At 67.3% G+C, this 26,965-nt stretch carries 28 protein-coding genes; 1 reads left to right on the plus strand and 27 read right to left on the minus strand.

Translation table 11 applies throughout. The annotated features are described in order from the left end of the window. Positions 1-3: 3 nt before the first annotated feature. The 26 genes from metK to RF641_RS07585 form a co-directional block, all read right to left on the minus strand. Positions 4-1,209 carry a methionine adenosyltransferase gene (gene metK, locus RF641_RS07460; protein ID WP_047119167.1) on the minus strand — a complete coding sequence of 402 codons (1,206 nt, stop codon included), beginning with the start codon at positions 1,207-1,209 and terminating at the stop codon, positions 4-6. A gap of 76 nt (positions 1,210-1,285) precedes the next feature. Beyond that, positions 1,286-2,512: a bifunctional phosphopantothenoylcysteine decarboxylase/phosphopantothenate--cysteine ligase CoaBC gene (gene coaBC / locus RF641_RS07465; RefSeq protein ID WP_424572888.1), complete on the minus strand. Its 1,227-nt coding sequence runs from the start codon at positions 2,510-2,512 to the stop codon at positions 1,286-1,288. A gap of 132 nt (positions 2,513-2,644) precedes the next feature. Then, a complete protein-coding gene (rpoZ, locus tag RF641_RS07470) occupies positions 2,645-2,923 on the minus strand; it encodes a DNA-directed RNA polymerase subunit omega (RefSeq protein WP_047119169.1) in 279 nt (92 codons plus the stop codon). Further along, on the minus strand, positions 2,916-3,479 hold the full coding sequence (gmk, locus tag RF641_RS07475) for a guanylate kinase (protein ID WP_047119170.1): 564 nt from the start codon (positions 3,477-3,479) through the stop codon (positions 2,916-2,918). The genes rpoZ and gmk overlap by 8 nt, the downstream gene beginning before the upstream one ends. Positions 3,480-3,482: 3 nt before the next feature. Beyond that, a complete protein-coding gene (gene mihF / locus RF641_RS07480; RefSeq protein WP_047119171.1) occupies positions 3,483-3,818 on the minus strand; it encodes an integration host factor, actinobacterial type in 336 nt (111 codons plus the stop codon). A 143-nt stretch (positions 3,819-3,961) separates the two neighbouring features. Further along, on the minus strand, positions 3,962-4,804 hold the full coding sequence (gene pyrF / locus RF641_RS07485) for an orotidine-5'-phosphate decarboxylase (RefSeq protein WP_047119172.1): 843 nt from the start codon (positions 4,802-4,804) through the stop codon (positions 3,962-3,964). Continuing rightward, complete coding sequence (gene carB, locus RF641_RS07490; protein ID WP_424572889.1) at positions 4,797-8,075, minus strand: carbamoyl-phosphate synthase large subunit; 3,279 nt, start codon at positions 8,073-8,075, stop codon at positions 4,797-4,799. Before carB ends, pyrF begins: the two co-directional genes overlap by 8 nt. Then, a complete protein-coding gene (carA, locus tag RF641_RS07495) occupies positions 8,075-9,244 on the minus strand; it encodes a glutamine-hydrolyzing carbamoyl-phosphate synthase small subunit (RefSeq protein WP_424572890.1) in 1,170 nt (389 codons plus the stop codon). The genes carB and carA overlap by 1 nt, the downstream gene beginning before the upstream one ends. Further along, complete coding sequence (locus RF641_RS07500; RefSeq protein WP_146955791.1) at positions 9,241-9,753, minus strand: PH-like domain-containing protein; 513 nt, start codon at positions 9,751-9,753, stop codon at positions 9,241-9,243. Before RF641_RS07500 ends, carA begins: the two co-directional genes overlap by 4 nt. Beyond that, on the minus strand, positions 9,746-11,050 hold the full coding sequence (locus RF641_RS07505; RefSeq protein WP_424572891.1) for a dihydroorotase: 1,305 nt from the start codon (positions 11,048-11,050) through the stop codon (positions 9,746-9,748). The genes RF641_RS07500 and RF641_RS07505 overlap by 8 nt, the downstream gene beginning before the upstream one ends. A 10-nt stretch (positions 11,051-11,060) precedes the next feature. Further along, positions 11,061-12,023: an aspartate carbamoyltransferase catalytic subunit gene (locus RF641_RS07510; protein ID WP_053798114.1), complete on the minus strand. Its 963-nt coding sequence runs from the start codon at positions 12,021-12,023 to the stop codon at positions 11,061-11,063. Beyond that, the gene (gene pyrR, locus RF641_RS07515) at positions 12,020-12,589 is read right to left on the minus strand and encodes a bifunctional pyr operon transcriptional regulator/uracil phosphoribosyltransferase PyrR (protein ID WP_047119178.1); all 570 of its coding nucleotides are present in this window, start codon (positions 12,587-12,589) and stop codon (positions 12,020-12,022) included. Before pyrR ends, RF641_RS07510 begins: the two co-directional genes overlap by 4 nt. 351 nt (positions 12,590-12,940) lie before the next feature. Beyond that, positions 12,941-13,351 carry a transcription antitermination factor NusB gene (nusB, locus tag RF641_RS07520; RefSeq protein ID WP_047119179.1) on the minus strand — a complete coding sequence of 137 codons (411 nt, stop codon included), beginning with the start codon at positions 13,349-13,351 and terminating at the stop codon, positions 12,941-12,943. Next, entirely contained in the window at positions 13,351-13,911 is a 561-nt protein-coding gene (efp, locus tag RF641_RS07525; protein ID WP_047119180.1) for an elongation factor P, read from the minus strand. The genes nusB and efp overlap by 1 nt, the downstream gene beginning before the upstream one ends. A gap of 150 nt (positions 13,912-14,061) precedes the next feature. Beyond that, on the minus strand, positions 14,062-14,592 hold the full coding sequence (locus RF641_RS07530; protein WP_113606281.1) for a tetratricopeptide repeat protein: 531 nt from the start codon (positions 14,590-14,592) through the stop codon (positions 14,062-14,064). 2 nt (positions 14,593-14,594) lie between these two features. Beyond that, entirely contained in the window at positions 14,595-15,686 is a 1,092-nt protein-coding gene (aroB, locus tag RF641_RS07535; RefSeq protein ID WP_424572892.1) for a 3-dehydroquinate synthase, read from the minus strand. Positions 15,687-15,765: 79 nt separating this feature from the next. Then, entirely contained in the window at positions 15,766-16,254 is a 489-nt protein-coding gene (locus RF641_RS07540; RefSeq protein ID WP_424572893.1) for a shikimate kinase, read from the minus strand. Positions 16,255-16,278: 24 nt separating this feature from the next. Continuing rightward, the gene (aroC, locus tag RF641_RS07545; protein ID WP_053799405.1) at positions 16,279-17,478 is read right to left on the minus strand and encodes a chorismate synthase; all 1,200 of its coding nucleotides are present in this window, start codon (positions 17,476-17,478) and stop codon (positions 16,279-16,281) included. Between the two features lie 29 nt (positions 17,479-17,507). Beyond that, the gene (locus RF641_RS07550) at positions 17,508-18,395 is read right to left on the minus strand and encodes a shikimate dehydrogenase family protein (protein ID WP_052772374.1); all 888 of its coding nucleotides are present in this window, start codon (positions 18,393-18,395) and stop codon (positions 17,508-17,510) included. A 75-nt stretch (positions 18,396-18,470) separates the two neighbouring features. After that, positions 18,471-19,907 (minus strand): endolytic transglycosylase MltG, encoded by a 1,437-nt coding sequence (gene mltG, locus RF641_RS07555; protein ID WP_424572894.1) that lies wholly within the window; start codon positions 19,905-19,907, stop codon positions 18,471-18,473. Between the two features lie 46 nt (positions 19,908-19,953). Then, positions 19,954-20,427, minus strand: coding sequence for a Holliday junction resolvase RuvX (gene ruvX, locus RF641_RS07560; protein WP_047119183.1), 474 nt, complete (start codon positions 20,425-20,427; stop codon positions 19,954-19,956). Further along, on the minus strand, positions 20,420-23,110 hold the full coding sequence (gene alaS / locus RF641_RS07565) for an alanine--tRNA ligase (protein WP_047119184.1): 2,691 nt from the start codon (positions 23,108-23,110) through the stop codon (positions 20,420-20,422). The genes ruvX and alaS overlap by 8 nt, the downstream gene beginning before the upstream one ends. 19 nt (positions 23,111-23,129) lie before the next feature. Next, complete coding sequence (locus tag RF641_RS07570) at positions 23,130-23,339, minus strand: hypothetical protein (RefSeq protein ID WP_047119185.1); 210 nt, start codon at positions 23,337-23,339, stop codon at positions 23,130-23,132. A 39-nt stretch (positions 23,340-23,378) separates the two neighbouring features. Continuing rightward, positions 23,379-23,750: a DUF948 domain-containing protein gene (locus RF641_RS07575; RefSeq protein ID WP_047119186.1), complete on the minus strand. Its 372-nt coding sequence runs from the start codon at positions 23,748-23,750 to the stop codon at positions 23,379-23,381. Between the two features lie 122 nt (positions 23,751-23,872). Then, positions 23,873-24,496: a 30S ribosomal protein S4 gene (gene rpsD / locus RF641_RS07580; RefSeq protein ID WP_047119187.1), complete on the minus strand. Its 624-nt coding sequence runs from the start codon at positions 24,494-24,496 to the stop codon at positions 23,873-23,875. Positions 24,497-24,699: 203 nt separating this feature from the next. Next, the gene (locus tag RF641_RS07585) at positions 24,700-26,103 is read right to left on the minus strand and encodes a replication-associated recombination protein A (protein ID WP_082344760.1); all 1,404 of its coding nucleotides are present in this window, start codon (positions 26,101-26,103) and stop codon (positions 24,700-24,702) included. Positions 26,104-26,180: 77 nt separating this feature from the next. Between RF641_RS07585 and dtd the strand changes: the two genes are divergently transcribed. Then, positions 26,181-26,618 (plus strand): D-aminoacyl-tRNA deacylase, encoded by a 438-nt coding sequence (gene dtd, locus RF641_RS07590; RefSeq protein ID WP_053798172.1) that lies wholly within the window; start codon positions 26,181-26,183, stop codon positions 26,616-26,618. Positions 26,619-26,621: 3 nt separating this feature from the next. On the opposite strand, the gene RF641_RS07595 is transcribed toward dtd, so the two are convergent. Continuing rightward, complete coding sequence (locus RF641_RS07595) at positions 26,622-26,948, minus strand: PadR family transcriptional regulator (RefSeq protein WP_424572895.1); 327 nt, start codon at positions 26,946-26,948, stop codon at positions 26,622-26,624. Positions 26,949-26,965 lie beyond the last annotated feature (17 nt).

A 26,965-nucleotide genomic window follows, 5' to 3' on the forward strand; every position in this document is an offset into this window, starting at 1 on the left:
CTGCTAGGCGTTGAACCAGCTGCGCAGAGCGTCGACGCGGTCCAGCTTCTCCCAGGTGAAGTCGTTGTCGTCGCGGCCGAAGTGGCCGTGCGCGGCGGTCTTGCGGTAGATCGGGCGCTTGAGGTCAAGGTCCTCGATGATGCCCAGCGGGCGCAGGTCGAACACCTCGTTGATCGCGGCGGTGATTTTCGCCGGGTCCACGGTCTCGGTGCCGAAGGTCTCCACGTACAGGCCCACCGGACGCGCGACGCCGATCGCGTAGGCCACCTGGACCTCGGCGCGGCTTGCCAGCCCAGCGGCCACGACGTTCTTCGCGACCCAGCGCATGGCGTAGGCGGCCGAGCGGTCGACCTTCGACGGGTCCTTGCCGGAGAAGGCGCCGCCGCCGTGGCGGGCGAAGCCGCCGTAGGTGTCCACGATGATCTTGCGGCCGGTCAGGCCCGCGTCGCCCACCGGGCCGCCGATGATGAACGGTCCCGAGGGGTTCAGGATCACCTTGGTGCTGGAGATGTCCAGCTCCGAGCGCTCCAGGATCGGGGTCACGACCTCCTCGAGCAGGTCGGCCTTCAGGGTGTTCAGCTCGTATTCGGAGGCATGCTGGCTGGAGACCACCACGGTGTCCACGGAGACGGGGGTGTCGCCGTCGTAGCCGATGGTGACCTGGGTCTTGCCGTCCGGGCGCAGCAGCGGCATGCGGCCGTTCTTGCGCATCTGGGTCAGGCGTTCGGACAGGCGGTGCGCCAGGAAGATCGGGGTCGGCATCAGCGAGGCGGTCTCGTTCGAGGCGTAGCCGAACATCAGGCCTTGGTCGCCGGCGCCCTGCATGTCGCGCGGGTCCTTGGCGATGCCTTCGCGGGACTCCAACGAGTTGAACACGCCGTCGTGGATCTCCTGGGACTGCTGGCCGATCGAGACCGACACGCCGCAGCGCGCCCCGTCGAAGCCGTTGGCCGAGGAGTCGTAGCCGATGTCCAGGATGGTGCGGCGCACGATCTCCGGGATCTCGACGTAGCCGTTGGTGGTTACCTCGCCCGCCACGTGCACCAGGCCGGTGGTGGTCAGGGTTTCGACGGCGACCTTGGAATCCGGGTCCTGCGCCAACATGGCGTCGAGGATCGCGTCGGAGATCTGGTCGCAGATCTTGTCCGGGTGGCCCTCGGTAACGGATTCCGAGGTGAAAAGACGTAGTTCAGGGGTTGTTGAAGTCACCTTTGTACTCTATCTGGTCGTATCGACCGGTTGGCAGAACTTGCTGCGTTCGTGACCAAGCGCTATATGGCGCGGCTCACTTTGCGTCGGCAACATGTCCGTTTATTTCGGCGGCGAGCTGCTCGATGACGACGCGGGCCACCTCGATTTTGCTTCCGGCGGCGCCCACTGCAGGTTTCCCGTCGGCGAACAGCACCTGCACGGTGTTGCTGTCGGTCCCGAAGGTCAAGTTGGCGCCGACCTCGTTGACCACCAGCAGCTCGCAGCCCTTGCGCGCGAGCTTCGCCTTGCCGTAGTCCAGCACGCTGCCCTGGTCGTCGCCGGTTTCCGCGGCGAAGCCGACGATCACCGGCGGCAGCTGGTCGTTCGCGCCGCGGGCGCAGACGATCTCTGCCAGGATGTCGGGGTTGCGCACCAGTTCGATGACCGGGGCGGAATGCTCGTCGCGCTTCTTGATCTTCGAGCCCTCGATGGTCGCCGGGCGGAAGTCGGCGACGGCGGCGTTCATGATCAGCGCGTCCTGCCCCTCGGCGTGGGCGAAGACCGCCTCGCGCAGTTCCAGCGCGCTGGAGGCATGCACCAGCTCCACCCCGTGCGGGGCCGGCACCTCCAGGTGCGTGGCGATGAGCGTGACCTGGGCGCCGGCGTCACGGGCGGCCTGCGCCAGCGCCACGCCCTGGCGCCCCGAGGAGCGGTTGCCCAGGAAGCGCACCGGATCCAGCGGCTCGCGGGTGCCGCCGGCGGTGATCAGCACCTTGCGACCGGCCAGGATCGGCTCGGAGAGCAGGTCCTGGATGGACTCGAAGATCTGATCGGGCTCGGGCAGGCGGCCGGGGCCGCTGTCCTTGCCGGTCAGCCGTCCCGAGGCCGGTTCGATCACGCGCACCCCGCGCTCGCGCAGCACGGCGGTGTTCGCCACGGTGGCCGGGTGCTGCCACATCTCGGTGTGCATGGCCGGGGCCATGACCACCGGCGCGCGGGTGGCCAGCAAAGTGCCGGTGAGCAGGTCGTCGGCCAGCCCGGAGGCGGCGCGGGCGAGGATGTCGGCGGTGGCCGGCACCACGAGCACCAGATCGGCCTGCTGGCCCAGGCGCACGTGGTTCACGGTATCGACGGCGTCGAAGACGTTGGAGGTCACCGGATTGCCGGAGAGCGCCTCCCAGGTGGCGTTGCCGACGAACTTGGCGACGTTCCCGGTGGGGATGACGTCGACGTGGTGTCCGGCCTCGCGCAGCAGGCGCAGCAGGAGCACGGATTTGTAGGCGGCGATCCCTGCTGAGACGCCTAAGACGATTCGCTTCACGCAGCTCTTCCTTGGATGGTTGGGCGGTCGCAGTGATTTTCACCGCACCGCGGAGCATCGACCCGTTGCGGGCGTGTTTTTTGGTGCTTAACGAAAAAGAAGGCGCCCACTAATGGGGCGCCACCTTTTCGACTAGTCCTCGGTGACCTCGGCCGGAGTCACCTTCAGGAGGTTCTCATCCAGCTCGCGCAGGGCGATGGTCAGAGGCTTCTCGTTCAGCTTGGTTTCCACCAGCGGACCGACGTACTCGAACAGGCCTTCGTTAAGCTGTGCGTAGTAGGCGTTAATCTGGCGGGCACGCTTAGCCGAATTCAGCACGATCGCGTACTTCGAGTCGTTCGTCTCAAGCAACGAGTCGATCGATGGGTTGATGATTCCCTCTAGGTTGGACACAAGACTCCCTTTAGTCATTCTTCAGCCCCATGAGGGCCACAAGCTCTTCGGCGGCACGTGCGACATCGTCGTTGACGATGGTCACGTCGAATTCTGATTCCGCCGCAAGTTCTAGTTTAGCGGTTTCCAGCCGACGCTGCTGTTCTTCGGGCGTTTCGGTGCCGCGGCCAATCAGGCGGCGGACCAATTCGTCCCATGACGGCGGGGCCAGGAAGACGAATTTTGCCTCGGGCATCGACTCCTTGACCTGGCGGGCACCCTGAAGATCGATCTCCAGCAGCACCTTCTTGCCCTCGGCTACCGCGTCTTCCACCGTTGAGCGGATGGTGCCATAGCTATTCTGGCCGTGGACCACGGCCCACTCCAGCATCTGGCCCTCGTCGACGAGCTGGTGGAACTTCTCGGGGCCCACAAAGAAGTAGTGGACTCCGTCGGTTTCACCGGGTCGTGGATCGCGTGTCGTTGCCGACACCGAAAGCCAGACGTCTGGATAGTTATCTCGGATGTAGGTGGACACGGTGCCCTTACCTACAGCCGTGGGGCCGGCTAGAACAGTTACCGACGCAACGGTCATTGACTACACTTTCGTTTTTGGCGGGCTTTGCTTGAAGTGCTCGGTAATTGCGGTGCGTTGCTTGCGTCCCAGTCCGCGCAGCCGGCGGGATGGGGAAATGCCAAGTCGCTCCAGCAAATTCGCCGCGCGTACTTCACCAACGCCCGGTACCGATTCCAGAAGGTCCATGACACGCATGCGTCCCACGGCCTCATCTTCGTATACCAAGTCTAGTACCTCGGTGATGGAAATTTTGCCGGCACTGAACTGGGCCTTGATTTCAGCACGACGGGTGCGGGCAGCAAGTGCTTTGGCGCGTGCCCGGATGCGGTCTTCGTCAGAGAGTTCTCGCAGAACCATCGTTCAGCCATCCTTAATGTGTAGTGGACTAAGGCTATGAACCGAACATAGCTTTCCAACACGCGTTTGGCAAGACTAATCGCGTTGTGGCCAGTAGAAACTCTATCGGCCACAACGCGATTGGGTCGCATATTTAGTTGTCGCTACTTCGCTGCGAGCAGTTCGTCGCGCACGCTGCGCGCCTTGTCTCGAAGCTCGTTCACGTCCGGGCCTGCCTTCAGGATGTCGCGGCTGCTGGTCCCCAGTACCTGGCGGTAGCTGGAGGCGAACGCCGTTGCGATGTCCTGCGCCGTCGCCCCCTGGGCGCCGAGGCCCGGGGTAAGCAGCGGAGCCTTGGAAGCGCTCAGGTCAATGCCGAGTTTCGCGGGTGCGTCGCCGATGGTCGCACCGACCACCAAGCCGACATGCCCCAAATCTTCGGCATCTGCATTTTCCGCGCTGACCTGCTCGATGATTGATTTAGCAACTGACTTATCACCGCCGACATGCTGCACCGAAGCGCCCTCCGGGTTGGAGGTCAGCCCCAGCACGAACACTCCCCTGCCGGTGGCCGCAGCCAGGTCGATGGCGGGGCGCAGTGACTCGTAGCCCAGGTACGGGCTCAGGGTCACGGCGTCCGAGGCCAGCGGCGAGGAATCGTCCAGCCAGGCGGTCGCGTAGGCCGCCATGGTGGAGCCGATGTCCCCGCGCTTGGCGTCGGCCAGCGTCAGCAGGTTGGCAGCCTTCGCGGCCTGGAGGGTCTCCTCCAACGCCGCGAAGCCGGCCGAACCGAAGCGCTCGTACAAGGCCACCTGCGGTTTCAGGATGGCGGCCACGCCGGTCATCGCCTCCACCACAGTGAGCGAAAACACGCGCACTCCCTCGGCCGTGTTCGGCAGTCCCCAGGCCTCCAGCAGCCCCGGGTGCGGGTCGATGCCCACGCACAGCGGTCCGCTGGAGTCCATGGCCGCCCGAAGGCGGGTCCCGAATGGCACCGGACTAGGCATTGCGCGCTGCTTCCAGTGCGGTTTCGTGCTCCTGCAGGCTGGTGACGTCCCAGGCGTATTCGCGCAGGGCGTCGATGGCCTGGACGGCCGCGCCGAACTCCGCCACGGTGGTGATCACCGGGGTGCCGACGCTGGTGGCTGCAGCGCGGATCTCGTATCCGTCGCCGCGGGCATCGGAACCCGACGGGGTGTTCAGGATCAGCCCGATCTCGCCAGCCTGGATGAGGTCGACGATCGACTCGCCGCCCTCGTGCAGCTTGCCCACGATCTGGGTCGGGATGCCGTTGCGGCGCAGCACCTCGGCGGTGCCGCCGGTGGAGATGATCTCGAAACCGCGGTCGGCCAGGTGCTTGACCGGCATCACGATCGAGCGCTTGTCGCGGTTGGTGACCGAGACGAAGACCTTGCCGCTGGTCGGCAGCGGGTTGTTCGCCGCGGCCTGCGACTTGGCGAAGGCGGTGTCGAAGTACTTGTCGATGCCCATGACCTCGCCGGTGGAGCGCATCTCAGGGCCGAGCAGCGAGTCGACGACCTTGCCCTCCGGGGTGCGGAAGCGGGCGAACGGCATGACCGCTTCCTTGACCGCGATTGGTGCCGAGTCCGGCAGGTTCGCACCGTCGCCCTCGGCAGGCAGGTAGCTGCCGCGCAGGTCGGCCAGGGTCTTGCCCACGCCGATCAGCGCCGCGACCTTGGCCAGCTGCACGCCCGTGGCCTTGGAGGTGAACGGCACGGTGCGCGAGGCGCGCGGGTTCGCCTCGATCACGTAGAGGATGTCGGAGGCCAGCGCGAACTGGATGTTGATCAGGCCGCGCACGCCCACGCCCTCGGCGATGGCGCGGGTTGCTTCCTTCACGCGGGCGCGCACGTCAGGGCCCAGGGTGATCGGAGGCAGGGTGCAGGCCGAGTCGCCCGAGTGGATGCCGGCCTCCTCGATGTGCTCCATGATGCCGCCGACGTAGAGATCGGTGCCGTCGAACAGGGCGTCGACGTCGATCTCGATGGCGTCTTCCAGGAAGCGGTCGACCAGGACCGGGTGGTCCACGGTGATCTCGGTGGCGTTGGCGATGTAGCGCTCCAGCGAGGCCTCGTCGTAGACGATTTCCATGCCGCGGCCGCCCAGCACGTAGCTCGGGCGCACCAGGACCGGGTAGCCGATCGAGTCCGCGATGGCCTTGGCCTCAGGGAAGGACACTGCGGTGCCGTTCTTGGGGGCGATCAGCCCGGAGTTGTCCAGCACGCGCTGGAAGGCGCCGCGGTGCTCGGCCAGGTCGATGGCCTCCGGGGAGGTGCCCAGGATGTTCACGCCGGCCTCCTTCAGCTCTGCTGCCAGCTTCAGCGGGGTCTGCCCGCCCAGCTGCACGAACACGCCCAGCACGCCGCCGGTCTCCTCTTCCGCGTGGATGATCTCCAGCACGTCTTCCAGCGTCAGCGGCTCGAAGTACAGGCGGTCGGAGATGTCGTAGTCGGTGGAGACGGTTTCCGGGTTGCAGTTGACCATGACGGTCTCGTAGCCCTCGGCACGCAGCGCCATCACCGCGTGGACGCAGGAGTAGTCGAACTCGATGCCCTGGCCGATGCGGTTCGGGCCGGAGCCCAGGATGATCACGGACTTCTTCTCGTGCGCGACCAGCTCGGTCTCCTCGTCGTAGGAGGAGTACATGTAGGGGGTGAAGGCCTCGAACTCGGCGGCGCAGGTGTCCACGGTCTTGTAGACCGGGCGCACGCCCAGCGCATGGCGCACGCCGCGCACCACTGCCTCGGACTTGCCGGTGAGCTTGGCGATCTGCGCGTCGGAGAAGCCGTGGCGCTTGGCCTCGCGCAGCACGTCCTCGCCCAGGTCCTTGTTCTGCGCGATCATCGCGGCGGTCTCGTTGATCAGCGCCAGCTGGTCCAGGTACCACGGGTCGATGCCGGTGGCCTCGAACAGCTCCTCGACGCTCTTGCCCGACAGCAGCGCGCGCTGCACCAGGGACATGCGCTCGGTGGAGCCCTTCTCGATGCGCTTCATGACCGAGTCAAGCTCCTCGGCGTCGATCGGCTCGAAGGACAGCTCGCTGCCCTTCTGCTCCAGGGAGCGCAGGGCCTTCTGCAGCGCCTCGGTGAAGTTGCGGCCCAGGGCCATGGCCTCGCCGACGGACTTCATGGTGGTGGTCAGGGTGGCGTCGGCGGCCGGGAACTTCTCGAACGCGAAGCGCGGCACCTTGACGACGACGTAGTCCAGCGCCGGCTCGAAGGAGGCCGGGGTCTTCTGGGTGATGTCGTTCGGGATCTCGTCCAGGGTGTAGCCCAGGGAGAGCTTGGTGGCGATCTTCGCGATGGCGAAGCCGGTGGCCTTGGAGGCCAGCGCGGAGGAACGCGACACACGCGGGTTCATCTCGATGACCACCACGCGGCCGGTGTCGGGCTCGATGGCGAACTGGATGTTGCAGCCGCCGGTGTCCACGCCCACCTCGCGGATCACGGCGATGGAGATGTCGCGCAGGTTCTGGTACTCGCGGTCGGTCAGGGTCATCGCAGGGGCCACGGTGATGGAGTCGCCGGTGTGCACGCCGACGGGATCGAAGTTCTCGATGGAGCAGACGACCACGACGTTGTCGTTCTTGTCGCGCATCATCTCCAGCTCGTACTCCTTCCACCCGAGGATCGACTCCTCCAGGAGCACCTCGGTGGTCGGCGAGTACTGCAGGCCGGCGCCGGCGATGCGGGTCAGGTCCTCGGCGTTGTACGCCATGCCCGAGCCCAGGCCGCCCATGGTGAAGGACGGACGCACGACGACCGGGTAGTTCAGCTCCTCGACGGCGGCGAAGGCCTCGTCAAGGGTGTGCACGATAACCGAGCGGGCCGATTCGGCGCCGCAGCGCTCAACGACGCCCTTGAACTTCTCGCGGTCCTCGCCCAGCTCGATGGCTTCGATGTTCGCGCCGATCAGCTCGACGTTGTACTTCTCCAAGGCGCCGGACTTGTCCAGCGCGATGGCGGTGTTCAGCGCGGTCTGCCCGCCCAGGGTCGGCAGGATCGCGTCGGGGCGCTCCTTGGCGATGATCTTCTCGACGACCTCCGGGGTGATCGGCTCGACGTAGGTGGCGTCGGCGAATTCCGGGTCGGTCATGATGGTGGCGGGGTTGGAGTTGACCAGGATGACCCGCAGGCCCTCCTCCTTCAGCACGCGCAGCGCCTGGGTGCCTGAGTAGTCGAACTCGGCGGCCTGGCCAATGACGATTGGACCCGAACCGATGACGAGAACTGAGTTGAGATCGGTGCGCTTAGGCATTACTTGGCGTCCTTTTCTGCGGCGGAATCCATGGCGGAGACGAAACGGTCAAAGAGGTAGGCGGCATCGTGCGGGCCGGAGGCTGCCTCTGGGTGGTACTGCACGGAGAACGCAGGGATGTCGAGGCAGCTCAGGCCCTCGACGACCTGGTCGTTCAGGGAGAAGTGGGAGACCTCGACCTTGCCGTAGCGCTCGATCGGGGCGGTGAAGCTGCCTTCGATCGGGGCGTCGACGGCGAAGCCGTGGTTCTGGCTGGTGATTTCCACGCGGCCGGTGGCCTTGTCCATCACCGGCTGGTTGATGCCGCGGTGGCCGAAGCGCAGCTTGTAGGTTTCCAAGCCAAGCGCGCGGCCGAGCATCTGGTTGCCGAAGCAGATGCCGAAGTACGGGATGCCCGCGTCGAGCACCGAGCGCACCAGCTCGACCTGCGCGGCGGCCGCGGCGGGGTCGCCCGGGCCGTTGGAGAAGAACACGCCGGTGGCCCCGGTGGCCTTGATGTCCTCGAGGGTGGCATTGTACGGCAGCACGTGCACGCGCAGGCCGCGCTCGGCCAGGCGGTGCGGGGTCATCGACTTCATGCCCAGGTCGATGGCGGCGACGGTGTGCTTGGCCTGGCCCTCATAGCCGTGGTCGGCCGGTTCGACGACGTAGGCCTGGTCGGTGGAAACCTCGGCGGAGATGTTGCGCCCTGCCATCGGCGGCTGCGCGGTGACCTGCGCGATGAGGTCGGCCTCGGAGGCCGCGGCCGCGTCGCCGGAGAAGATGCCGGACTTCATGGCGCCGGCGTCGCGCAGGTGGCGGGTCAACGCACGGGTGTCGACCCCGCGGATGCCGACGATCCCGTTGCTGAGCAGGTCGTCTTCCAGGGTGCGCTCCGAGCGCCAGTTGCTCGGGCGTCGGCTGGCCTCGCGGACCACGTAGCCGGCGGCCCACATGCGCTTGGACTCGTTGTCCTCGTCGTTCACCCCGGTGTTTCCCACGTGCGGGAAGGTCTGGGTGATGATCTGGTGCGCGTAGGACGGGTCGGTCAGCGTCTCCTGGTAGCCGGTCATGCCGGTGGTGAACACTGCCTCGCCCAGCGCGGTGCCGATCTTGCCGTAGCTGCGGCCGCGGAAGATGCGGCCATCTTCGAGGACCAGCACTGCGGGTAGGTTGCTCAGGGAATTCACTTGTTTGTCTCCTGCTCGGCTGCGCCGCGGTGGTGCGACGCCAGCAACTGATAAATCTTGGGGGTGTCCTCGGCGAACCGGGGGCGGAAGCCGGTGTCGAAGGCGAAGCCGTCCTTCTCCCAGCTGATCACGATCAGGCCGTTCTTCTCGACGAACTTCCCGATCATGCCGGAGGAACGGCTGACCTTCTCGAAGGCGCTCCACGGGACGTGGAGGTCCCGGGTGCCGGGGCGGACCAGGTGCAGGCCCGCGGCGCCGAGCTGCAGCTGCGCATTGCTGCGGACCCCCAGATCGTGCACCGCGATGCGCTCCAGCCAGTCCTCGTACTTCGTGGTGGCCACGTACATCCCGGAGAACTCGTGGTCGACCTCGTCGGCGAAGGGCTCGAAGGGCTCGGGCACGTTCGCCTGCCGGGCTTTGAGGTTGCGCCAACCGAGAAGGATCAGCGCGCAGGCGCCGACGATGACCAGCACCGTGATGAGCACCGGCACGATGGCTTCCCTAGGCATCGGCAGGCCTCGGGGTGGCCAGCTGGCCGTCGAGCACCGTGGGGTGGCCGTGGAAGAAGGTCGCGCGCACGCTGCCAGGCAGTTCCATGCCGGCGAACGGCGAGTTGCGGCCCTTGGTGGCCATCGCGTACGGATCCACGATCCAGCGCGCGGCCGGATCCACGAGCACCAGGTTGGCAGGCTCGCCCACGGCGATCGGGCGGCCCTGGTCCGCGACGCGGCCGATCTGCGCCGGGGTGGTCGAGGTGATGCGGGCGACGTCTGCCCAGGAAAGCAGCCCGGTGTCAACCAAGGCGTGCTGCACGATGGACAGCGCGGTCTCCAGCCCGGTCATGCCCATGGCGGCCGCTGCCCACTCGCATTCCTTGGATTCGGCAGGGTGCGGCGCGTGGTCGGTGCCGATCACGTCGATGGTGCCGTCGGCGACCGCTGCGCGCAGCGCCATCACGTCTTCCTCGCGGCGCAGCGGCGGGTTGACCTTGAAGACCGGGTCGAAGGTGCGCACCTTCTCGTCGGTGAGCAGCAGATGGTGGGGGGTGACCTCGGCGGTGACCTGGATGCCGCGCGCCTTGGCCCAGCGGATGATCTCCACCGAGCCGGCGGTGGACACGTGGCACACGTGCAGGCGGGCGCCGACGTGCTCGGCCAGCAGCACGTCGCGGGCGATGATCGACTCCTCCGCCACGGCAGGCCAGCCGGGCAGGCCCAGCACCGAGGAGACTTCGCCCTCGTTCATCTGGGCGCCGTCGGTCAGGCGGGGCTCCTGGGCATGCTGGGCGATGACGCCGTCGAAGGCCTTCACGTACTCCAGCGCGCGGCGCATCAGCAGCGGGTCCGAGACGCAGATGCCGTCGTCGGAGAACATCTTGACCTGGGCGCGGGAATCGGCCATGGCGCCGATCTCGCTCAGCTGCTTGCCTTCCAGCCCGACGGTGACAGCGCCCACCGGGCGCACGTCCACCCAGCCGGCCTTGCGGCCCAGCTCGTAGACCTGCTCGACGACGCCGGCGGTGTCGGCCACGGGGGTCGAGTTGGCCATCGCATGCACCGCGGTGTAGCCGCCCTTGGCGGCGGCGCGGGTGCCGGTTTCCACGGTCTCGGCGTCTTCGCGGCCGGGTTCGCGCAGGTGGGTGTGCGGGTCGACCATGCCGGGTAGCAGCACCAGACCGCGGCCGTCGACGACCTGCACGCCGTCCGCCGGCGCGATGGAGCCGAGCTGGGCGATGCGCCCGTCGGCGATGAGCACGTCCTGGGGCTCGCCGCCCAGGATGGAGGCCTGTTGAATGAGGTAGTTCATGGGTTCTTCCTTAGATCAGGTCGCCGGAGAGGAGCATGTAGAGGCTTGCCATGCGCACGGCCACACCGTTGGTGACCTGATCGAGCACGGTGGAGCGGGGGGAATCGGCCGCCGCGGAGGAGATCTCCAAGCCGCGGTTCATCGGGCCCGGGTGCATGATCAGCGTTTCGGCGCCGGCCGCGTCCAGCGTGCCCAGGCGGGCGTCGTCCAGCCCCCAGTAGCGCGAGTATTCACGCGGGTTCGGGAAGTAGGCGGCCCTCATGCGCTCGCCCTGCACACGCAGCATCATCAGCGCGTCAACACCCTCGGCGATGACCTGGTCCAGGTCGTAGCTGATGGTGCACGGCCAGGACTCGGCGCCCACCGGCAGCAGGGTCGGCGGGGCGACCATGGTCACCGAGGCGCCCAGGGTGTTCAGCAGCCAGAGGTTCGAGCGGGCCACGCGGCTATGCAGGATGTCTCCGACGATCGCGACCTTCAGCCCGTCCAGGCCGAGCCCGGTGGCGGAGACCCCGCCGCGCAGGGCCAGCTGGCGGCGCAGCGTGAACGCGTCCAGCAGCGCCTGGGTCGGGTGCTCGTGGGTGCCGTCGCCGGCGTTGATGATCGGCAGGTCGATCCAGTCGGTGGCGGCCAGGCGGGCCGGGGCTCCGGAGTCCGGGTGGCGGATGACCACGGCGTCGGCGCCGATGGCCAGCAGCGTCTGCGCGGTGTCCTTCAGCGACTCGCCCTTGGACACCGAGGAGCCCTTGGCGGAGAAGTTGATGACGTCCGCGCTCAGCCGCTTGGCGGCCGCCTCGAAGGAGATGCGGGTGCGGGTGGAGTCCTCGAAAAACAGGTTCACCACAGTGCGCCCGCGCAGGGCCGGGAGCTTCTTGACCACGCGGGTTCCGGCTTCGCGCATCTCGCCGGCGATGTCGAGGATCTTGACCGCTTCCTCGCGCGAGAGGTCGGCAGTCGATAGCAGGTGTTTCATTCAGCAGCCTCGATCATCACTTCATTGGTTCCGTCGATCTCTTCCAGGTGCACGCGCACCTTCTCGCTCTTCGCGGTGGGCAGGTTCTTGCCCACGTGGTCGGCGCGGATGGGAAGTTCGCGGTGTCCGCGGTCCACCAGCACGGCCAGGCGCACGATGCGCGGGCGGCCCCAGTCGGACAGGGCGTCCAGGGCGGCGCGGATGGTCCGGCCGGAGTAGAGCACGTCGTCCACCAGCACCACGACCTTGCCGTCGATGCCGCCGGCGGGCAGCTTCGTGGGCTCTGGGGTGCGGGTGGTTGAATGACGCAGGTCATCGCGGTACAGGGTGATGTCGAGCTGTCCGACCAAGGATGCCGGATCGATGGGGGTGTCGGCGGAAGCCGCGATGCGGGCCGCCAGGCGCTGGGCTAACGGGAAGCCGCGGCGCGGGATGCCGAGGAGAACGAGGTCCTCGATGCCTTTGTTGGCCTCGATGATCTCGAAGGCCACGCGGGTCAGTACACGTTCGATGTCGTCCCCGGTAAGAACCGTACGGGCACCGTCCGACGCTGAATTTTCATTCATGCTGTGCACCTCTCCCTTCTCCGCCTCACGGGACGGTCTTAAAGGAATATTGCTACTTCAAATTATCACGGGTGAAGACCGATTCTCGAGCGCAAGGGTATGCATGAGAGTGAATACGGCGTGAATTGCGCCACGGCGTCGCAAGGCGGCGCCGCCAACCCTCGCGCAATCCCGGGCAACCTGCAGGATTCAGCGCAGTGCCGGGGGCTGTTGTCGCATTCACCACATGCCCGGCGGTGCGTTCCAGCGCTGCCGTGCGCTAGCGTCCAGGCAGCGACAGGGCATGAAAAAGCCGCAGCCCGAACCCCCGGGAACGGGGGTTCAGGCTGCGGCGTGAAGACGTGCGGAGTGCTAGTCGATCAGGGTGTCCTTGACGCTCTGGATGCGGCCCAGAACGCCGTTGACGAATTCAGGCGACTCGTCGGTGGACAGCTCGCGAACGTTGATGACCGCCTCGGACACGGCAACCGCGTCGGGCACGTCGTCGTTGTAAAGCAGTTCCCAGACGCCGATGCGCAGGGCCGCACGGTCGACGGCGGGCATGCGGTCGATGGTCCAGTCCTTGACATAGCTTTCCAGCACCTCGTCAATGCGGTCCAGATGCGCCATGACCCCTTCAAGCAGGGTCATCGAGTACTCGTTCAGGCTGATGTCGGAGTTCTCGCGGCGTGCGATGGCCACCTTGATGGGGTCAACATCGCGCGCCTCGGCCTCAAAGAGGAATTCGAGGGCGCGGCGTCGGGCTTTGGCTCGGGCTCGCACTAGTTGACACGACCCAGGTAGTCGCCGGTGCGGGTGTCGACCTTGACCTTGGTGTTCTGCTCGACGAACAGCGGCACCTGGATCTCCTTGCCGGTTTCCAGTGTGGCTGGCTTGGTGCCGGCCGAGGAGCGGTCGCCCTGCAGGCCCGGCTCGGTGTAGGTGATCTCCAGGACCACGGAGGCAGGCAGTTCCAGGTACAGCGGGCTGCCGTCGTGCATGGCGATGGTCAGTTCCTGGTTTTCCAGCATGTAGCCTGCGGCGTCGCCCACGGTGGCGCCGGCGACGGTGATCTGGTCGTAGTCGTCCAGGTTCATGAAGACGAAGTCTTCGCCGTCCTGGTAGAGGTACTGGTAGTCGCGGCGGTCGACGGTGGCCAGCTCGATCTTGGTGCCGGCATTGTAGGTCTTGTCCAGAACCTTGCCCGAGATGACGTTGCGCATCTTGGTGCGGACGAACGCGCCGCCCTTGCCCGGCTTCACGTGCTGGAAGTCGATGATGGTCCACAGCTGGCCGTCGATCTTGATGACCTGGCCGTTTTTGATGTCGGTTGTATCCGCCACGGTTCCTCAATCCTCTATTTTCGCCTGCGCAGGGCCGGCATTGTCAAAAATCCATTGACCAGTTTACCCCATCAGGGGCCCGCTGGCGTGTGTTCGTGCGGTGGCGCGCATTACGCGCGACCGCGCAGCGCCCGTTCGGGGCACTGGCGGCTACGCTGCGGCGCGTTCCTCGGCGATCTGCAGGCAGGTGCTCGAGGCGTTGACCAGGTAGGCGTCGTCGTTCATGGCGATGCGCTGCTCCATGGCCTTGCGGAAACGGGTCGCGGCGGCCTTGTAGTCGCCCTTCGCGAAGAAGCTGAAACCGAGGTGCTGGTGCATCAGCGGCTCGTAGAAGGTGCCGGCGAACTCCTCGGCCAGCTTGCGCAGACGGTTGATCGCGCGGTCGAAGTTGCCCTGCATGCGGGTCAGCTCGGTGTCCAGCACACGCAAATGGGCGTTCGTCGGATCCAGCAGGCGCGATTCGGCGATCAGCTCGCCGGCCGCGGCTAGTTCGCCGCGGGCCAGCAGGATGACAACCCGGTCGGTCGGCGAACCGACCTGCATCTGCTGCTCGGCGGCTTCCGCGTCGGCGATGTACGGCTTGAGGGTTTCGGGATCGATCAACACGCCGTTGATCGAGGTGCCGACGCCCTCGCGGTTCACCGATGCGACGTCGATGGCGTATGCGGTGTAGTCGCCCATGCTTATTCCCCGATTTCCTGGTAGGCCGCGAAGAGCAGCGAACTGTCCGGCACTTCGTAGATGCGTGGACGGCCGATGTCCTCCAGCACCACGAAGCGCAGCTGGCTGCCGCGCGCCTTCTTGTCGCGCTTCATGCCGTCCAGCAGCGAAGCCCAGCGGTCGTTGCGGTAGGTGGTTGGCAGCCCCAGGGATTTCAGGATGCTCTGGTGGCGGTCGGCGACCGCGTCGGAGGTGTAGCCCACCGAGCGGCCCAGCTCTGCGGCGAAGCACAGGCCGATGGAGACCGCTGCGCCATGGCGCATCTGGTAGCGCTCGGCCAGCTCGATGGCGTGGGCCAGGGTGTGGCCGTAGTTCAGGAACTCGCGGTCGCCCGATTCCTTCAGGTCGCGGGAAACCACGTCCGCCTTCACCGCGATGGTGCGTTCGATCAGCTCGCGCAGGCGCTCGCTGGAGGGGTCGATCGCGTCCTGCGGGTCCTCTTCAATGAGTTCTAGGATGCGCTCGTCGGCGATGAAGCCGGTCTTCACGACCTCGGCCATGCCGGTGACCAGTTCGTTCTTCGGCAGGGTCGCCAGCGCGTCCAGGTCGGCCAGCACGGCGGCCGGCGGGTGGAAGGCGCCGACCAGGTTCTTGCCCTCGGCGGTGTTGATGCCGGTCTTGCCGCCCACGGCGGCGTCGACCATGGCCAGCAGCGAGGTCGGGATGTGGATGACCTTCACGCCGCGCAGCCAGGTGGCGGCCACGAAGCCCGCCACGTCGGTGACGGCGCCGCCGCCGACCGAGACGATGGCGTCCGAGCGGGTGAAGTCGTTCTTGCCCAGGACTTCCCAGCAGAAGGAGGCGACCTGGATGTGCTTGCCCTCTTCGGCGTCCGGGATCTCCGCGGTCAGCGCCTCGAGGCCCGCGGTCGCCAGGTCGTCACGCACCACGTCGCCGGTGGCCCGGAGCGCGCGGGGGTGGATGACCAAGACCTTCTTGACTGCGGGCCCGAGCAGCTCGGGCAGCTGGCCCAGCAAGCCGGTGCCGACCAGGACCGGGTAGGATTCCGCCGGGGTGGCGCCGGTGACCTGCAGTGTGGTTGGTGCTAATGGCATCAGTTTAAAACCTCCTGATGGTGCTGATTTTTCAAGCGTAGCCCTGCACGGGGGCAGATATGCCATCTCGTGGCACTAATCACAGATGCCCAAGTCGGGCCGTGATCTCTTCGACAATTTGTAGAACTGGTTTGTCGTCGACCAATACACGCACGTCAGCAATTGATTCGTAAATGCCCTTGCGGGCGGCCAGCAGCGTCGTCCAGGCACTGAGGGCCTCGTCACCCGCCAAAAGCGGGCGGGTGGAGTCGCCCTTGATGCGCGCGGCGGCGCCGGCGGCGGTCATCTCCAGGTAGACCACGGTGCCGCGGGCCAGGACCTGGCGGTTCGCCTCGCGCAGCACCGCTCCTCCCCCGGTGGCGATGACGCCCTCGGGCACGCCGGCCAGGGTTTCCTCCTCCAGGTCGCGGAAGCGCTGTTCGCCGTGGGCGGCGAAAATGGAGGCGATGGAGCCGTGGGCGGCGACGATGAGCTCGTCGGTGTCCACGAAGGGCAGCGACAGCGCGGCGGCCAGCGACTTGCCCACGGTGGACTTGCCGCTGGCCATCGGGCCAATGAGGTAGATCATGCGGTTGTTGTTCCTCGGGCGCGCCTAGACGCCGGTCGATTCCAGGCTGTCCGGGATGCTGGCCAGGTAGGTGTCGATGTTGCGCTTGGTCTCGGTCACCGAATCGCCGCCGAACTTCTCCAGCAGCGACTGGGCCAGCACCAGGGCGACCATGGCCTCGGCGACGACACCGGCGGCCGGCACGGCGCAGACGTCCGAACGCTGGTGGTGCGCGGTGGCGTCCTCGCCGGTGGCGGTGTCCACGGTGCGCAGGGCGCGCGGGACGGTGGCGATCGGTTTCATGGCCGCGCGCACGCGCAGCACCTCGCCGATGCTCATGCCGCCCTCGATGCCGCCGGCGCGGTTCGAGGCGCGCCGGATGGTGCCGTCGTCGCCGCGCACGATCTCATCGTGGGCCGCGGAGCCGCGCCGGGCAGCGGTGGCGAAGCCGTCGCCGACTTCCACGCCCTTGATGGCCTGGATGCCCATCAGGGCCCCGGCCAGGCGCGCGTCCAGGCGGCGGTCCCAGTGCACGTAGGAGCCAATGCCCGGGGGCAGGTTGTAGGCGAGCACCTCGACCACGCCGCCGAGGGTCTCCCCCGCCTTGTGCGCGTCGTCGACCTCGGCCACCATCGCGGCGGAGGTCTCCTTATCGAAGCAGCGCAGCGGATCGTCGTCCAGGGCCGCGACGTCCGCGGCGGTGGGCAGGGCAGCGTCCTGCGGCGCGGACACCGCGCCGACGGCAGTGGTGTGGGAGACGAGCTGGATGCCCAGGTCGGCCAGGAAGCGGGAGGCCACCTCGCCCAGGGCGACGCGGGCCGCGGTTTCGCGGGCGCTGGCGCGCTCGAGCACCGGGCGGGCGTCGTCGAAGCCGTACTTCTGCATGCCGGTGAAATCGGCGTGCCCCGGGCGCGGGCGGGTCAGCGGCGCGTTGCGGGCCATCGAAGCCAGCTCGTCCAGGTCGACCGGATCGGCGCTCATCACCTTCTGCCACTTGGGCCATTCGGTGTTGCCGATCTCGATCGCGATCGGGCCGCCCTGGGTCTTGCCGTGGCGCACGCCGCCGAGGAAGGTGACCTGGTCCTTTTCAAACTTCATCCGGGCGCCGCGGCCATAGCCGAGGCGCCGGCGCGCGAGGGCATCGCGCACTGCTTCACTGTCCACCGAGACTCCGGCGGGCAGACCTTCAAGAATTCCTACAAGGGCGGGGCCATGAGATTCGCCCGCGGTCAACCAACGCAACATGTCCACCATTTTGCCATGACCTGCACGCATTAACCGTGTCGATGAAGCCCCAGGGAGTCATACATCGCATTTGTGACGTTCTCGCGCTGCGCCTGATCGAAGTCGATGCGGCTGAAGGCCCGGGCCTGCTCGACCGCCTGGTGCACCAGCATGTGCAGCCCGGAAATGATGGTTCCGCCCCAGGACGAGGCGAGTGCCGAGGGCCACGGATCATAGGCGACATCCAGCAGGATGCCGGCGCCGGGGCCGAGCTTGTGAATCCAGCCGTCCGCGGCGCGCGGAGGCAGGGTGCTGAACACCAGCTCGTCCTGCTCGACCGCCTGGCCGTCCAGTGCGGAGATCTCCAGCACCTGCGGCTCGATGCCCAGCGAGCTGGCCAGGGCGGTGGCGCGGTTCGCTCGGGAGGCGTCGCGCACGATCAGCTTCAGCCGCCGGGCGCCGAGCTCGGCGCAGGCCTCGATGGCGGCCAGCGCGGTATTGCCCGACCCGAGGATCGTGGGCTGCTCGCAGCGCGTGAGCCCGAAGTCCGCCAGCGCGAGCACCAGCCCGTCCACGTCGGTGTTCTGCCCGAACAGGGTCCCGTCCTCGCGCACGACGATGGTGTTCAGCGCGCCGAGCCGGGCCACGCGGTCGGAGAGCTCGTCCATGTAGGGCACGAACACGTCCTTCAGCGGCATGGTCACCGAGCAGCCGGCCCATCCCCCGGCGCGCACGCGGGCGATGTGCTCGGCGGCCTGCGCGGGGTCCAGCTCGATCGCCTCGTAGCGCACGGGCGCGCCGAGCAGCTCATAGGCCGCGCGGTGCAGCACCGGCGACTTGGAATGCCCGATGGGTTTGCCCAGCACGGCTGCCTGCAGCGGCTGGATCGGCTGGTTGTCCTGCGGCTTGTCCTGCGGCGGCTGCGCTGGGTGCACCATGGCGTGTCCCGGATCTTTCTGCCCCGGGCCCGGTGCGCGCGGGGGCGCGGCGGGCAGCGGGGCCGCTTGGAGGGGTTATTGGCAGACGTCGGCGTTCGCGGCGCACCAGGCGCGGAATTCGGCCTGGTTCTGCTGGTGCTCGGCGTAGGTGGCGGCGAACTTGGTTTCGCCGGTCTGCGTATTGACCGTGACCCAGTAGTAGTAGTCGTTCGGCGCGGGGTTCACCGCGGCCTTGATCGCGTCGTTGCTGGGCGAGCCAATGGGGGTGGGCGGCAGGCCGGGGTGCACGTAGGTGTTGTACGCGTTGGACTTGTCCGCGCGCTCCTCGGCGCTGAACTGCAGGGTGTAGCGGTCCAGCCCGTAGATCACCGCGGAGTCAACCTGCAGCAGCCCGTGGGTTTCGGTGTTGTCCTTGTGCAGGCGGTTCTCGATCGCGCCGGCGACGGCTGGGTAGTCGTTTACGGTGGCCTCGGCCTGCATGATCGAGGCGACCTTCAGGGCGCGGTAGCCCTTGGACAGGTCGGGCTCACCGGCGGCCTTCAGCGACTTCTTGGTCGCGTCGACCAGCGACTGCAGCACCTTCTGCGCGCTGGTGTCCAGCGCGAAGCGGTATTCGCCCGGGTGCAGCCAGCCTTCGAGGTTCTTCACCTCGGCGGGCAGGCCGAACTTCTGGGGCTGCGCGGCGAGCTTGGTCAGCTCGGCCAGTTCCAGGCCCGAGCCCTTGGCGATCTCCTCCAGCGCCGCCGGCATCCGAAGGTTCGCCTTCAGCGCGACGTAGAAGACCTTGTCCGGCTTGTTGTTGATGAGCTCGCCGGCGGCGTCCGCGGCGCGCATCTGCTTCTTGAGCAGGTAGTTGCCCGGGTGGATGACCTTGCTGGGCGCGGTGGACTGCTCCACGGCCTGGGCGAAGAGCTTGTCGCTGGAGACGACGTCCAGCTCCTCGAGCTTGCGGGAGATGACCTGCACACCCCAGCCGTCCTCGACGGTGAATTCAACCGTTTCCCCGCCGGGGCCGGGGTAGTCGTCCGGGTTGAACTGCTTGAGCACTGACTTCACGGTCAGCACCGAGCCGGCGACTACCAGCGCGAACACCAGCACCACGGCGAGCATCACCAAGTTGCGGCGGCGTTTGGTGCGCTTGCGGCGCTGCTTCTTGCCGGCCTCGGCCTGCGCGTCCAGCGGTTCCCCGACCAGGTCCGCGGCGGGCGCCGAACCCCCGGCGTAGTCGTCGTAGGACTGCTCGTTGCGCGGCTGCTGTTCGGGGTCTGCCGCCTGGCCCTCGGCGGGCGCGGCGACTGGAATGTACTCGGTGGCCGGCTGGGCGCCGGAGGCATCCGCGGTGCCGGAAGTTTCCGGGTCGACCGGCTGCAGCTGGTAGTAGCCCAGCCCGGTCAGCTCCGGCGCGGAGGGTGCGGCGAGAGGGTCCGGATGCGAGGATGAGCCCGCGGCGAAACGCTCGTACAGCGCCCGTTGGGTGGCGCGCTGCCGTTCGGCGCGGGTCGTCTCTCGCATCAACTCTCTTTTCTCCGGTGGGTTCCCGGGTTGCCTGGTTCGGGCGCTACTTCAGCACCACGCGGCTTGCCTGCACACGCACGCTGTTGCGTCGCATGTCCAGCACCTGCTGCAGGATCTCGATCGCGGCGGCCTGGTCGACGACCTCGCGGTGCGAAGCCATCTTCTTGCCCGAGGCATGCAGCGCACGGTGGGCGCTGACGCTGCTCAGGCGCTCGTCAACCAGGAAAACCTCAACCTCGATGCTAGCCGCATTTGCCTCTTCGACCAAGGCAATAGCGTAGTCACGGGCCATTTTGGTGGATTCCGTGGCGTTCCCGGACAGGGCCTTGGGTTCGCCGATGTAGACCTCGGACACACCGCGGTCCACGATCATGCGCAGCAGCAGGCGGCGGTCGGAGTTCTTCTTCGCGTCGCGGCGCAGCGTCATCACCGGGGTGGCGAGCAAGCCCGAGGGGTCGGAGACGGCGACGCCGACGCGGGCCAGGCCCACGTCGACGCCGAGCGCGATGCTAGCCATTGGCCAGCGCCGCGCGGATCGCGTCCAGGGCGTCGTCGATGCGCGAAGCATCCTGCCCGCCGCCCTGGGCCATGTCGTCCTTGCCGCCGCCGCCGCCGCCGAGCACGCCGGTGGCAGTGCGCACCAGCGCGCCGGCCTTGAAGCCGTTGGCGCGGGCTTCCTCGTTGGTCACCGCGAGCACCAGCGGGCGTCCGTTGGACACGCCGATCAGCACGATCACCGCGGCGTCCGAACCCAGCTTGCCGCGCAGGTCAAGGGCCATGGTGCGCAGTGCATCGGCCGAATCGACCGCGCCGGCGTTGTGCGCCAGCAGGCGGGTGGCGCCGATGGTGACGACCTTCTCCAGCAGCTGCGCGGACTGCGCGAGCATCGCGGCGCTCTTGAGCTCCGCAATCTGCTTCTCCGCTGCCTTCAGCTTGGCCACGGTCTCGTTCACGCGCTCGGAGACCTGGTTGCTCGGCACGCGGAACAGGCCCGAGAGCTCGGAGACCAGGGCGCGCTCGGCGGCGCCGTGGCGGAACGCCTCCATGCCCACCAGCGCCTCGACGCGGCGGTTGCCCGAGCCCACGGAGGCTTCGGAGAGCAGGGTCAGCTGGCCGATGCGGGCGGTGGAGTCCACGTGGGTGCCGCCGCACAGCTCGCGCGACCAGGCGCCGTTCATCTCCACCACGCGCACGTCGTTGGAGTACTTCTCGCCGAACAGGCTCATCGCGCCCAGCTTCTTCGCCTCGGCCAGCGCCATCTCGTTGGTGACGACCTGGTGGTTGGCGGCGATCGCCAGGTTCACGACCTCTTCGACCTCGCTGCGGGCGGACGTCGACAGGGCCTCGGCCCAGGAGAAGTCGAAGCGCAGGTAGCCTGCCTTGTTGAAGGAACCGGCCTGGGTGGCGGTGTCCCCCAGCAGCTGGCGCAACGCGGCGTGCACCAGGTGGGTGGCCGAGTGCGCCTGCTCGCCGGAGTGGCGGCGGATCGCGTCGACCTGGGTGCGCACCAGCGCCTCGGCGGGCAGCTCGCCCTCGCGCACGATGACCTTGTGCACGTTCAGGCCCTTGACCGGGGCCTGCACGTCGGTGACCTCCAGCACGAAGCCGTCGCCGGTGATCAGGCCGACATCTCCGGCCTGGCCGCCGGATTCGGCGTAGAACGGGGTCTCCTCCAGCACCAGGTCGATTTCCTGGCCCTGCTCGGCGAACGGCACCACGGCGCCGTCGCGGATGATGCCGCGGATCTTCGACTCGCCGGCCAGGGTGTCGTAGCCGGTGAAGTGCACATGGCCGGCCTCGGCCAGCGCGGTGTACACCGACAGGTCGGCGTGGCCCGACTTCTTGGCCTTGGCGTCCTTCTGGGCGCGGGTGCGCTGCTCGTTCATGAGCTCGCGGAAGCGCGCCTCGTCGACCGCCAGGCCCGCCTCGGAGGCGATCTCCAAGGTCAGGTCGATCGGGAAGCCGTAGGTGTCGTGCAGCGCGAACGCGTCGTCGCCCGAGAGGTCGTGGCCCTCTGCCTTGGCATGGGTCAGCGCTTCGTCCAGACGGGTGGTGCCCGAGGCGATGGTGCGGCGGAAAGCGCGCTCCTCGGCGTAGGCGATGCGGGCGATGCGCTCGAAGTCCTCTTCAACGATCGGGTAGACGCCCTTCATGGCGTCGCGGGAGACCGGCAGCAGCTCGGGAAGCACCTCGGTGTCCACGCCCATCAGGCGCATGGCGCGCACGGCGCGGCGGATCAGGCGGCGCAGCACGTAGCCGCGGCCTTCGTTGCCCGGGGTGACGCCGTCGGAGATCAGCATCAGCGAGGAGCGGATGTGGTCGGCGATCATGCGCAGGCGCACGTCGTTGGCGTGGTTCGGATCCTCGGGATCCTCGGTGGAGGTGTAGGTGATCGCGGCGAGTTCCGCGGCCTTGTCCAGCACCGGGCGGACCTGGTCGGTCTCGTACATGTTCTCGACGCCCTGCAGGATCATCGCCAGGCGCTCCAGGCCCAGGCCGGTGTCGATGTTGCGCTTGGGCAGTTCGCCGGCCACGTCGAAGTCGGTCTTCGAGCGCACCGCCGAGAGCTGGTACTGCATGAACACGAGGTTCCAGATCTCGATGTAGCGGGTCTCGTCGACCGCCGGGCCGCCCTCCTGGCCGTACTCGGCGCCGCGGTCGTAGTAGATCTCCGAGCAGGGTCCGCCGGGGCCGGGCTGGCCGGTGTTCCAGTAGTTGTCTTCCTTGCCGGTGCCGACGACGCGCTCGCGCGGCAGGCCGATTTCCTCTTCCCAGATGCGGCGGGCCTCGAGGTCCTTCTCGTCGCCGTCCTCGTAGACGGTGACCCACAGGCGGTCCTTCTCCAGGCCGTAGCCGCCGTCCTCGAGGCTGTTGGTCAGCAGCTCCCAGGCGAAGTGGATGGCTTCCTTCTTGAAGTAGTCGCCGAAGGAGAAGTTGCCGCACATCTGGAAGAAGGTGCCGTGGCGCACGGTCTTGCCGACTTCTTCGATGTCACCGGTGCGGATGCACTTCTGCACCGAGGTGGCGCGAGTGTACGGCGGCTCTTCGCGCGCGGTCAGGTAAGGGATGAACGGGACCATGCCGGCCACCGTGAACAGCAAGGACGGGTCGGCCGAGACCAGCGAGGCGCTGGGCACGGCGGTGTGGCCCTTGGAGACGAAAAAGTCGACCCATCGACGGGCAATTTCCTGCGTTTTCATCGTGTTACGGATGATCCCTTCATTTAGCTGAGTCCACGCCGAGGGCGGAACGTAATTCTTCTTCGCGTGCATGCATTGCGGTGCTGAATGCCTGCGCGATCTCCGAGACGCGGTCGGCGTACTTGCCGACCTGGCGGTTCAGGGCCGCCCCGGAGGAAACTTCGGTGTATTTTTTGGACGCCAGCACGCCAATGCCGACGCCGATCGAAACCCACAAGAGCTTTTTCATTCTAGTCTCCTTGCCTGAGAGGCAGTTGGTCGTCTGCGGTTAGCGGCTGCGGCGGGCCTTGCCTGAGGGCTTGGAGTTCATCGCGGCCTTGACGCCCTCGGTGAAGGCGGCGACCTTGATCAGCGGTTTGCCGACGGTGGCGGCGACCAGGGAGGACAGCGCCGAGACGTTGGCGGTGGCGTCGGAGACGTTGGAGGTGATCGCGTCGACCTTCTTGAGCTGGTCGTTCGTGGTCGCGACGGTGTTGGTGACCTCGCCGATCAACGGGGTGGTTCCGTCTGCCAGGTCCTTGATCGAGTTGCGCAGCTCGTCGAACACCTTGCCCAACTTGATGATCGGCACTGCGAGGATTGCCACCAATATGACGAACGCTCCAGCGGCGATGAGCCCTGCGATATCCGAACCCGACATGTGCTTCCTCTTCTGCTTGGGTTTTTGCTGCCAGTCCACCTTATCGAAGTGTGAGCCTGAACAGGTAGTTAAGCGGATGGCCCGCAACCGGAAATCGGTTGCGGGCCATCTGGCGCACGGGTTTAGCGTGCGTAGTACTCGACCACGAGGTTCTCTTCGCAGGTCACCGGGATCTCGGCGCGCTCAGGAGCGCGCAGGAAGGTGGCCTGGAGGGATTCCAGCTTGACGTCCAGGTAGGCAGGAACGGCTGGCAGCACCTGTGCGTGCTCGCCGGCTGCGGCCATCTGGAACGGAACCATCTTCTCGCTCTTCTCGTGAACGTGGATCAGCTGACCCGGCTTCACGCGGAACGATGGGCGGTCCACGCGCTGGCCGTTGACCAGGATGTGGCGGTGCACTACCAGCTGGCGGGCCTGCTGGATGGTGCGGGCGAAGCCGGCACGCAGAACGAGGGCATCCAGGCGGGACTCGAGCAGAGCCAGCAGGTTGTCACCGGTCTGGCCGCCGAGGCGCTTGGCTTCCTTGAAGGCGTTGAGCATCTGTACTTCGCGGATGCCGTACTGGGCGCGCAGACGCTGCTTCTCGCGCAGACGCACTGCGTAGTCGCTGTCCTGCTTCTTGCGGGCGCGGCCATGCTGACCTGGACCGTACGGACGACGCTCCATGTACTTTTCAGCTTTAGGGGTCAGGGCAAGGCCGAGGGCGCGCGAGAGGCGCACGGTACGGCGGGCACGGGCATTAGCCATTGATGTGTCCTTTTCATTTAAGCGACGGAGTCTACTGGCCTCCCGGACGGAGAGTGCTTGGGCGTCGCGTCCCGATGAAACACTGCAACCGCATCGGCCCCGGTCGCCCGGGGAGAATGCGGCTTGCCAGCCAAAGTTCAAGTTTACACGAATGAGCCTGCGCCCGCGGTGAGGTTTGCCCCACATCCGCGGCCGGGCGGAGCTCAGCGTTTGCGGCGCGGGTCCTTGGCCCGGATGATCTCGCGCAGCCGGGACAGCCTGGCGCCGATGGTCTTCTCCGCCCCGTTGGCGGTGGGCGTGTAGTAGTTGGTGCCAAGCAGGTCGTCGGGCAGGTACTGCTGAGAGGCGATCGAATGCGGGGCGTCGTGGGCGTAGAGGTAGCCGGTGCCGTGGCCCAGCGCCGTGGCGCCCGGATAGTGGGCGTCGCGCAGATGGTCGGGGACCAGCGAGCCGCGGCCCTCGTTCACGTCGGCCAGCGCGGCGTTGATCGCGTTGTACGAGGCGTTGGACTTCGGAGCGGTGGCCAGGTGCACGGTGGCTTGGCCGAGCATGATGCGCGCCTCTGGCATGCCGGTCAGCGCCACGGACTGGGCGGTGGCCACCGCCAGCGGCAGCGCGGTGGGATCGGCCATGCCGACGTCCTCGCTGGCGGAGATCATTAGGCGGCGGGCGATGAAGCGCGGGTCCTCCCCCGCGGCCAGCATGCGCGCCAGGTAGTGCAGGGCCGCGTCCACGTCCGAGCCGCGGATCGACTTGATGAACGCGGAGATGATGTCGTAGTGCTGGTCGCCGTCCTTGTCGTACCGCTGCACGGCCTGGTCCATGGCCAGGTGCACGTGGGAAGCCTCGACCTGCACCGGCGGCGCCACGTCCTTGCCCGCGGCGTTCCAGGCGACGGCGCCGGCGGCCTCCAGCACGGTGAGCACGCGCCGGGCATCGCCCTGGGCCAGCCGGACGATCGCCTCGCGCTGCTCGGGATCCAGTGCGACCTGGCCGTCGAAGCCGCGCTCGTCGGACACGGCCCGGTCCACCAGCTCGGCCAAATCCGCGTCGGTCAGCGGGCGCAGGGTCAGCAGCAGCGAGCGCGAGAGCAGCGGGGAGATGACGGAGAAAGAGGGATTTTCGGTGGTGGCGGCGACCAGCACGACCACGCGGTTCTCCACCCCGGGCAGCAAGGCGTCCTGCTGGGCCTTGTTGAAGCGGTGGATCTCGTCGAGGAACAGCACCGTGGTGACCCCGCGCAAATCACGGTCGTCCTTGGCCTGCTCGATGACCCGGCGCACGTCCTTGACCCCTGCGGTGATCGCGGAGAGCTCGACGAACTTGCGATCGGTGGCGCGGGCGATGACGTGGGCTATGGTGGTTTTGCCGATGCCCGGCGGGCCGTAGAGGATCACGCTGGCGGGCCCTGCCGGTCCGGTTTCCGGGTGCTCGGCCAGCTGGCGCAGCGGCGAGCCGGGGCCGAGCAGGTGCTGCTGGCCGACCAGCTCGTCCAGGGTGCGCGGGCGCATGCGCACCGCCAGCGGCGGACGCGGCCGATTGATTGCGCCTTCGCTGCGCGCGGCGGCAAAGTCATCGTCATCCAGGGCATCGAACAAATCGCTCACCCACCCAGCCTAGCGATACTCTGGAGGCTGTGCCCGCACGCCGGGCGCCGCCACCCCGCCGCTTTGGAAAGGATCACATGCGCGCCGTCATCCAGGTCGCCAGCACCGCCCACGTCGAGGTCGAGGAATCGATCGTCGGCGAACTGCCCTCCCCGGGGCTGGTGGTCCTGCTCGGGGTCACCCACGAGGACGACGAGGCGACCGCGCGCAAGGTCGCGGAGAAGATCTGGCGCCTGCGCATCCTCCAGGACGAGGCCAGCGCCGAGTCGACGAACGCGCCGCTGCTGGTGATCAGCCAGTTCACGCTGTACGCCTCGGTGCGCAAGGGCCGGCGCCCCTCGTGGTCCGCCGCCGCGCCGGGAGCGGTGAGCGAACCGCTGTACGAGTACTTCGTGGGCTGCCTGCGCCAGCTCGGGGCGCATGTGGAAACGGGGCGCTTCGGGGAAATGATGAACGTGTCGCTGGTGAACTCCGGGCCGATGACGATCATCGTGGATTCGGCGGACTTGGCGTAGTTCTCAGTTTTCACCCACGACAAGCTTGGCGAAGTCCGCAAAGAGCCGCAGCTGCCGGGCGAGCTGTTCCCGCCCTGCCGGTGTCAGCTCGTAGACCTTGCGTCCAGGTCCGCCTTGGCCTTCTTCCCACGTCGTGCTCACTGCTCCGGAAGCTTCGAGTTTTGCCAGCGCGGGATAGAGCGCTGCACCCTTGGGCGGGTCGAATCCCCCGGCGGCCAATGCCTTGGCAATTGCATAGCCATGGGCGGGACCGTTCTCGAGCTGGGTCAGCAGCAGCGTTGGCAGCACGGCTCGCTGCCAACCGGCAGGAAAATATGAATTGCTTGTCATGCCCGGCCTGTTCTGGC

Origin of the sequence: Arthrobacter sp. 'calajunan', from assembly GCF_046940185.1 — a bacterium.
GTDB classification, from domain to species: Bacteria; Actinomycetota; Actinomycetes; order Actinomycetales; family Micrococcaceae; genus Glutamicibacter; species Glutamicibacter soli.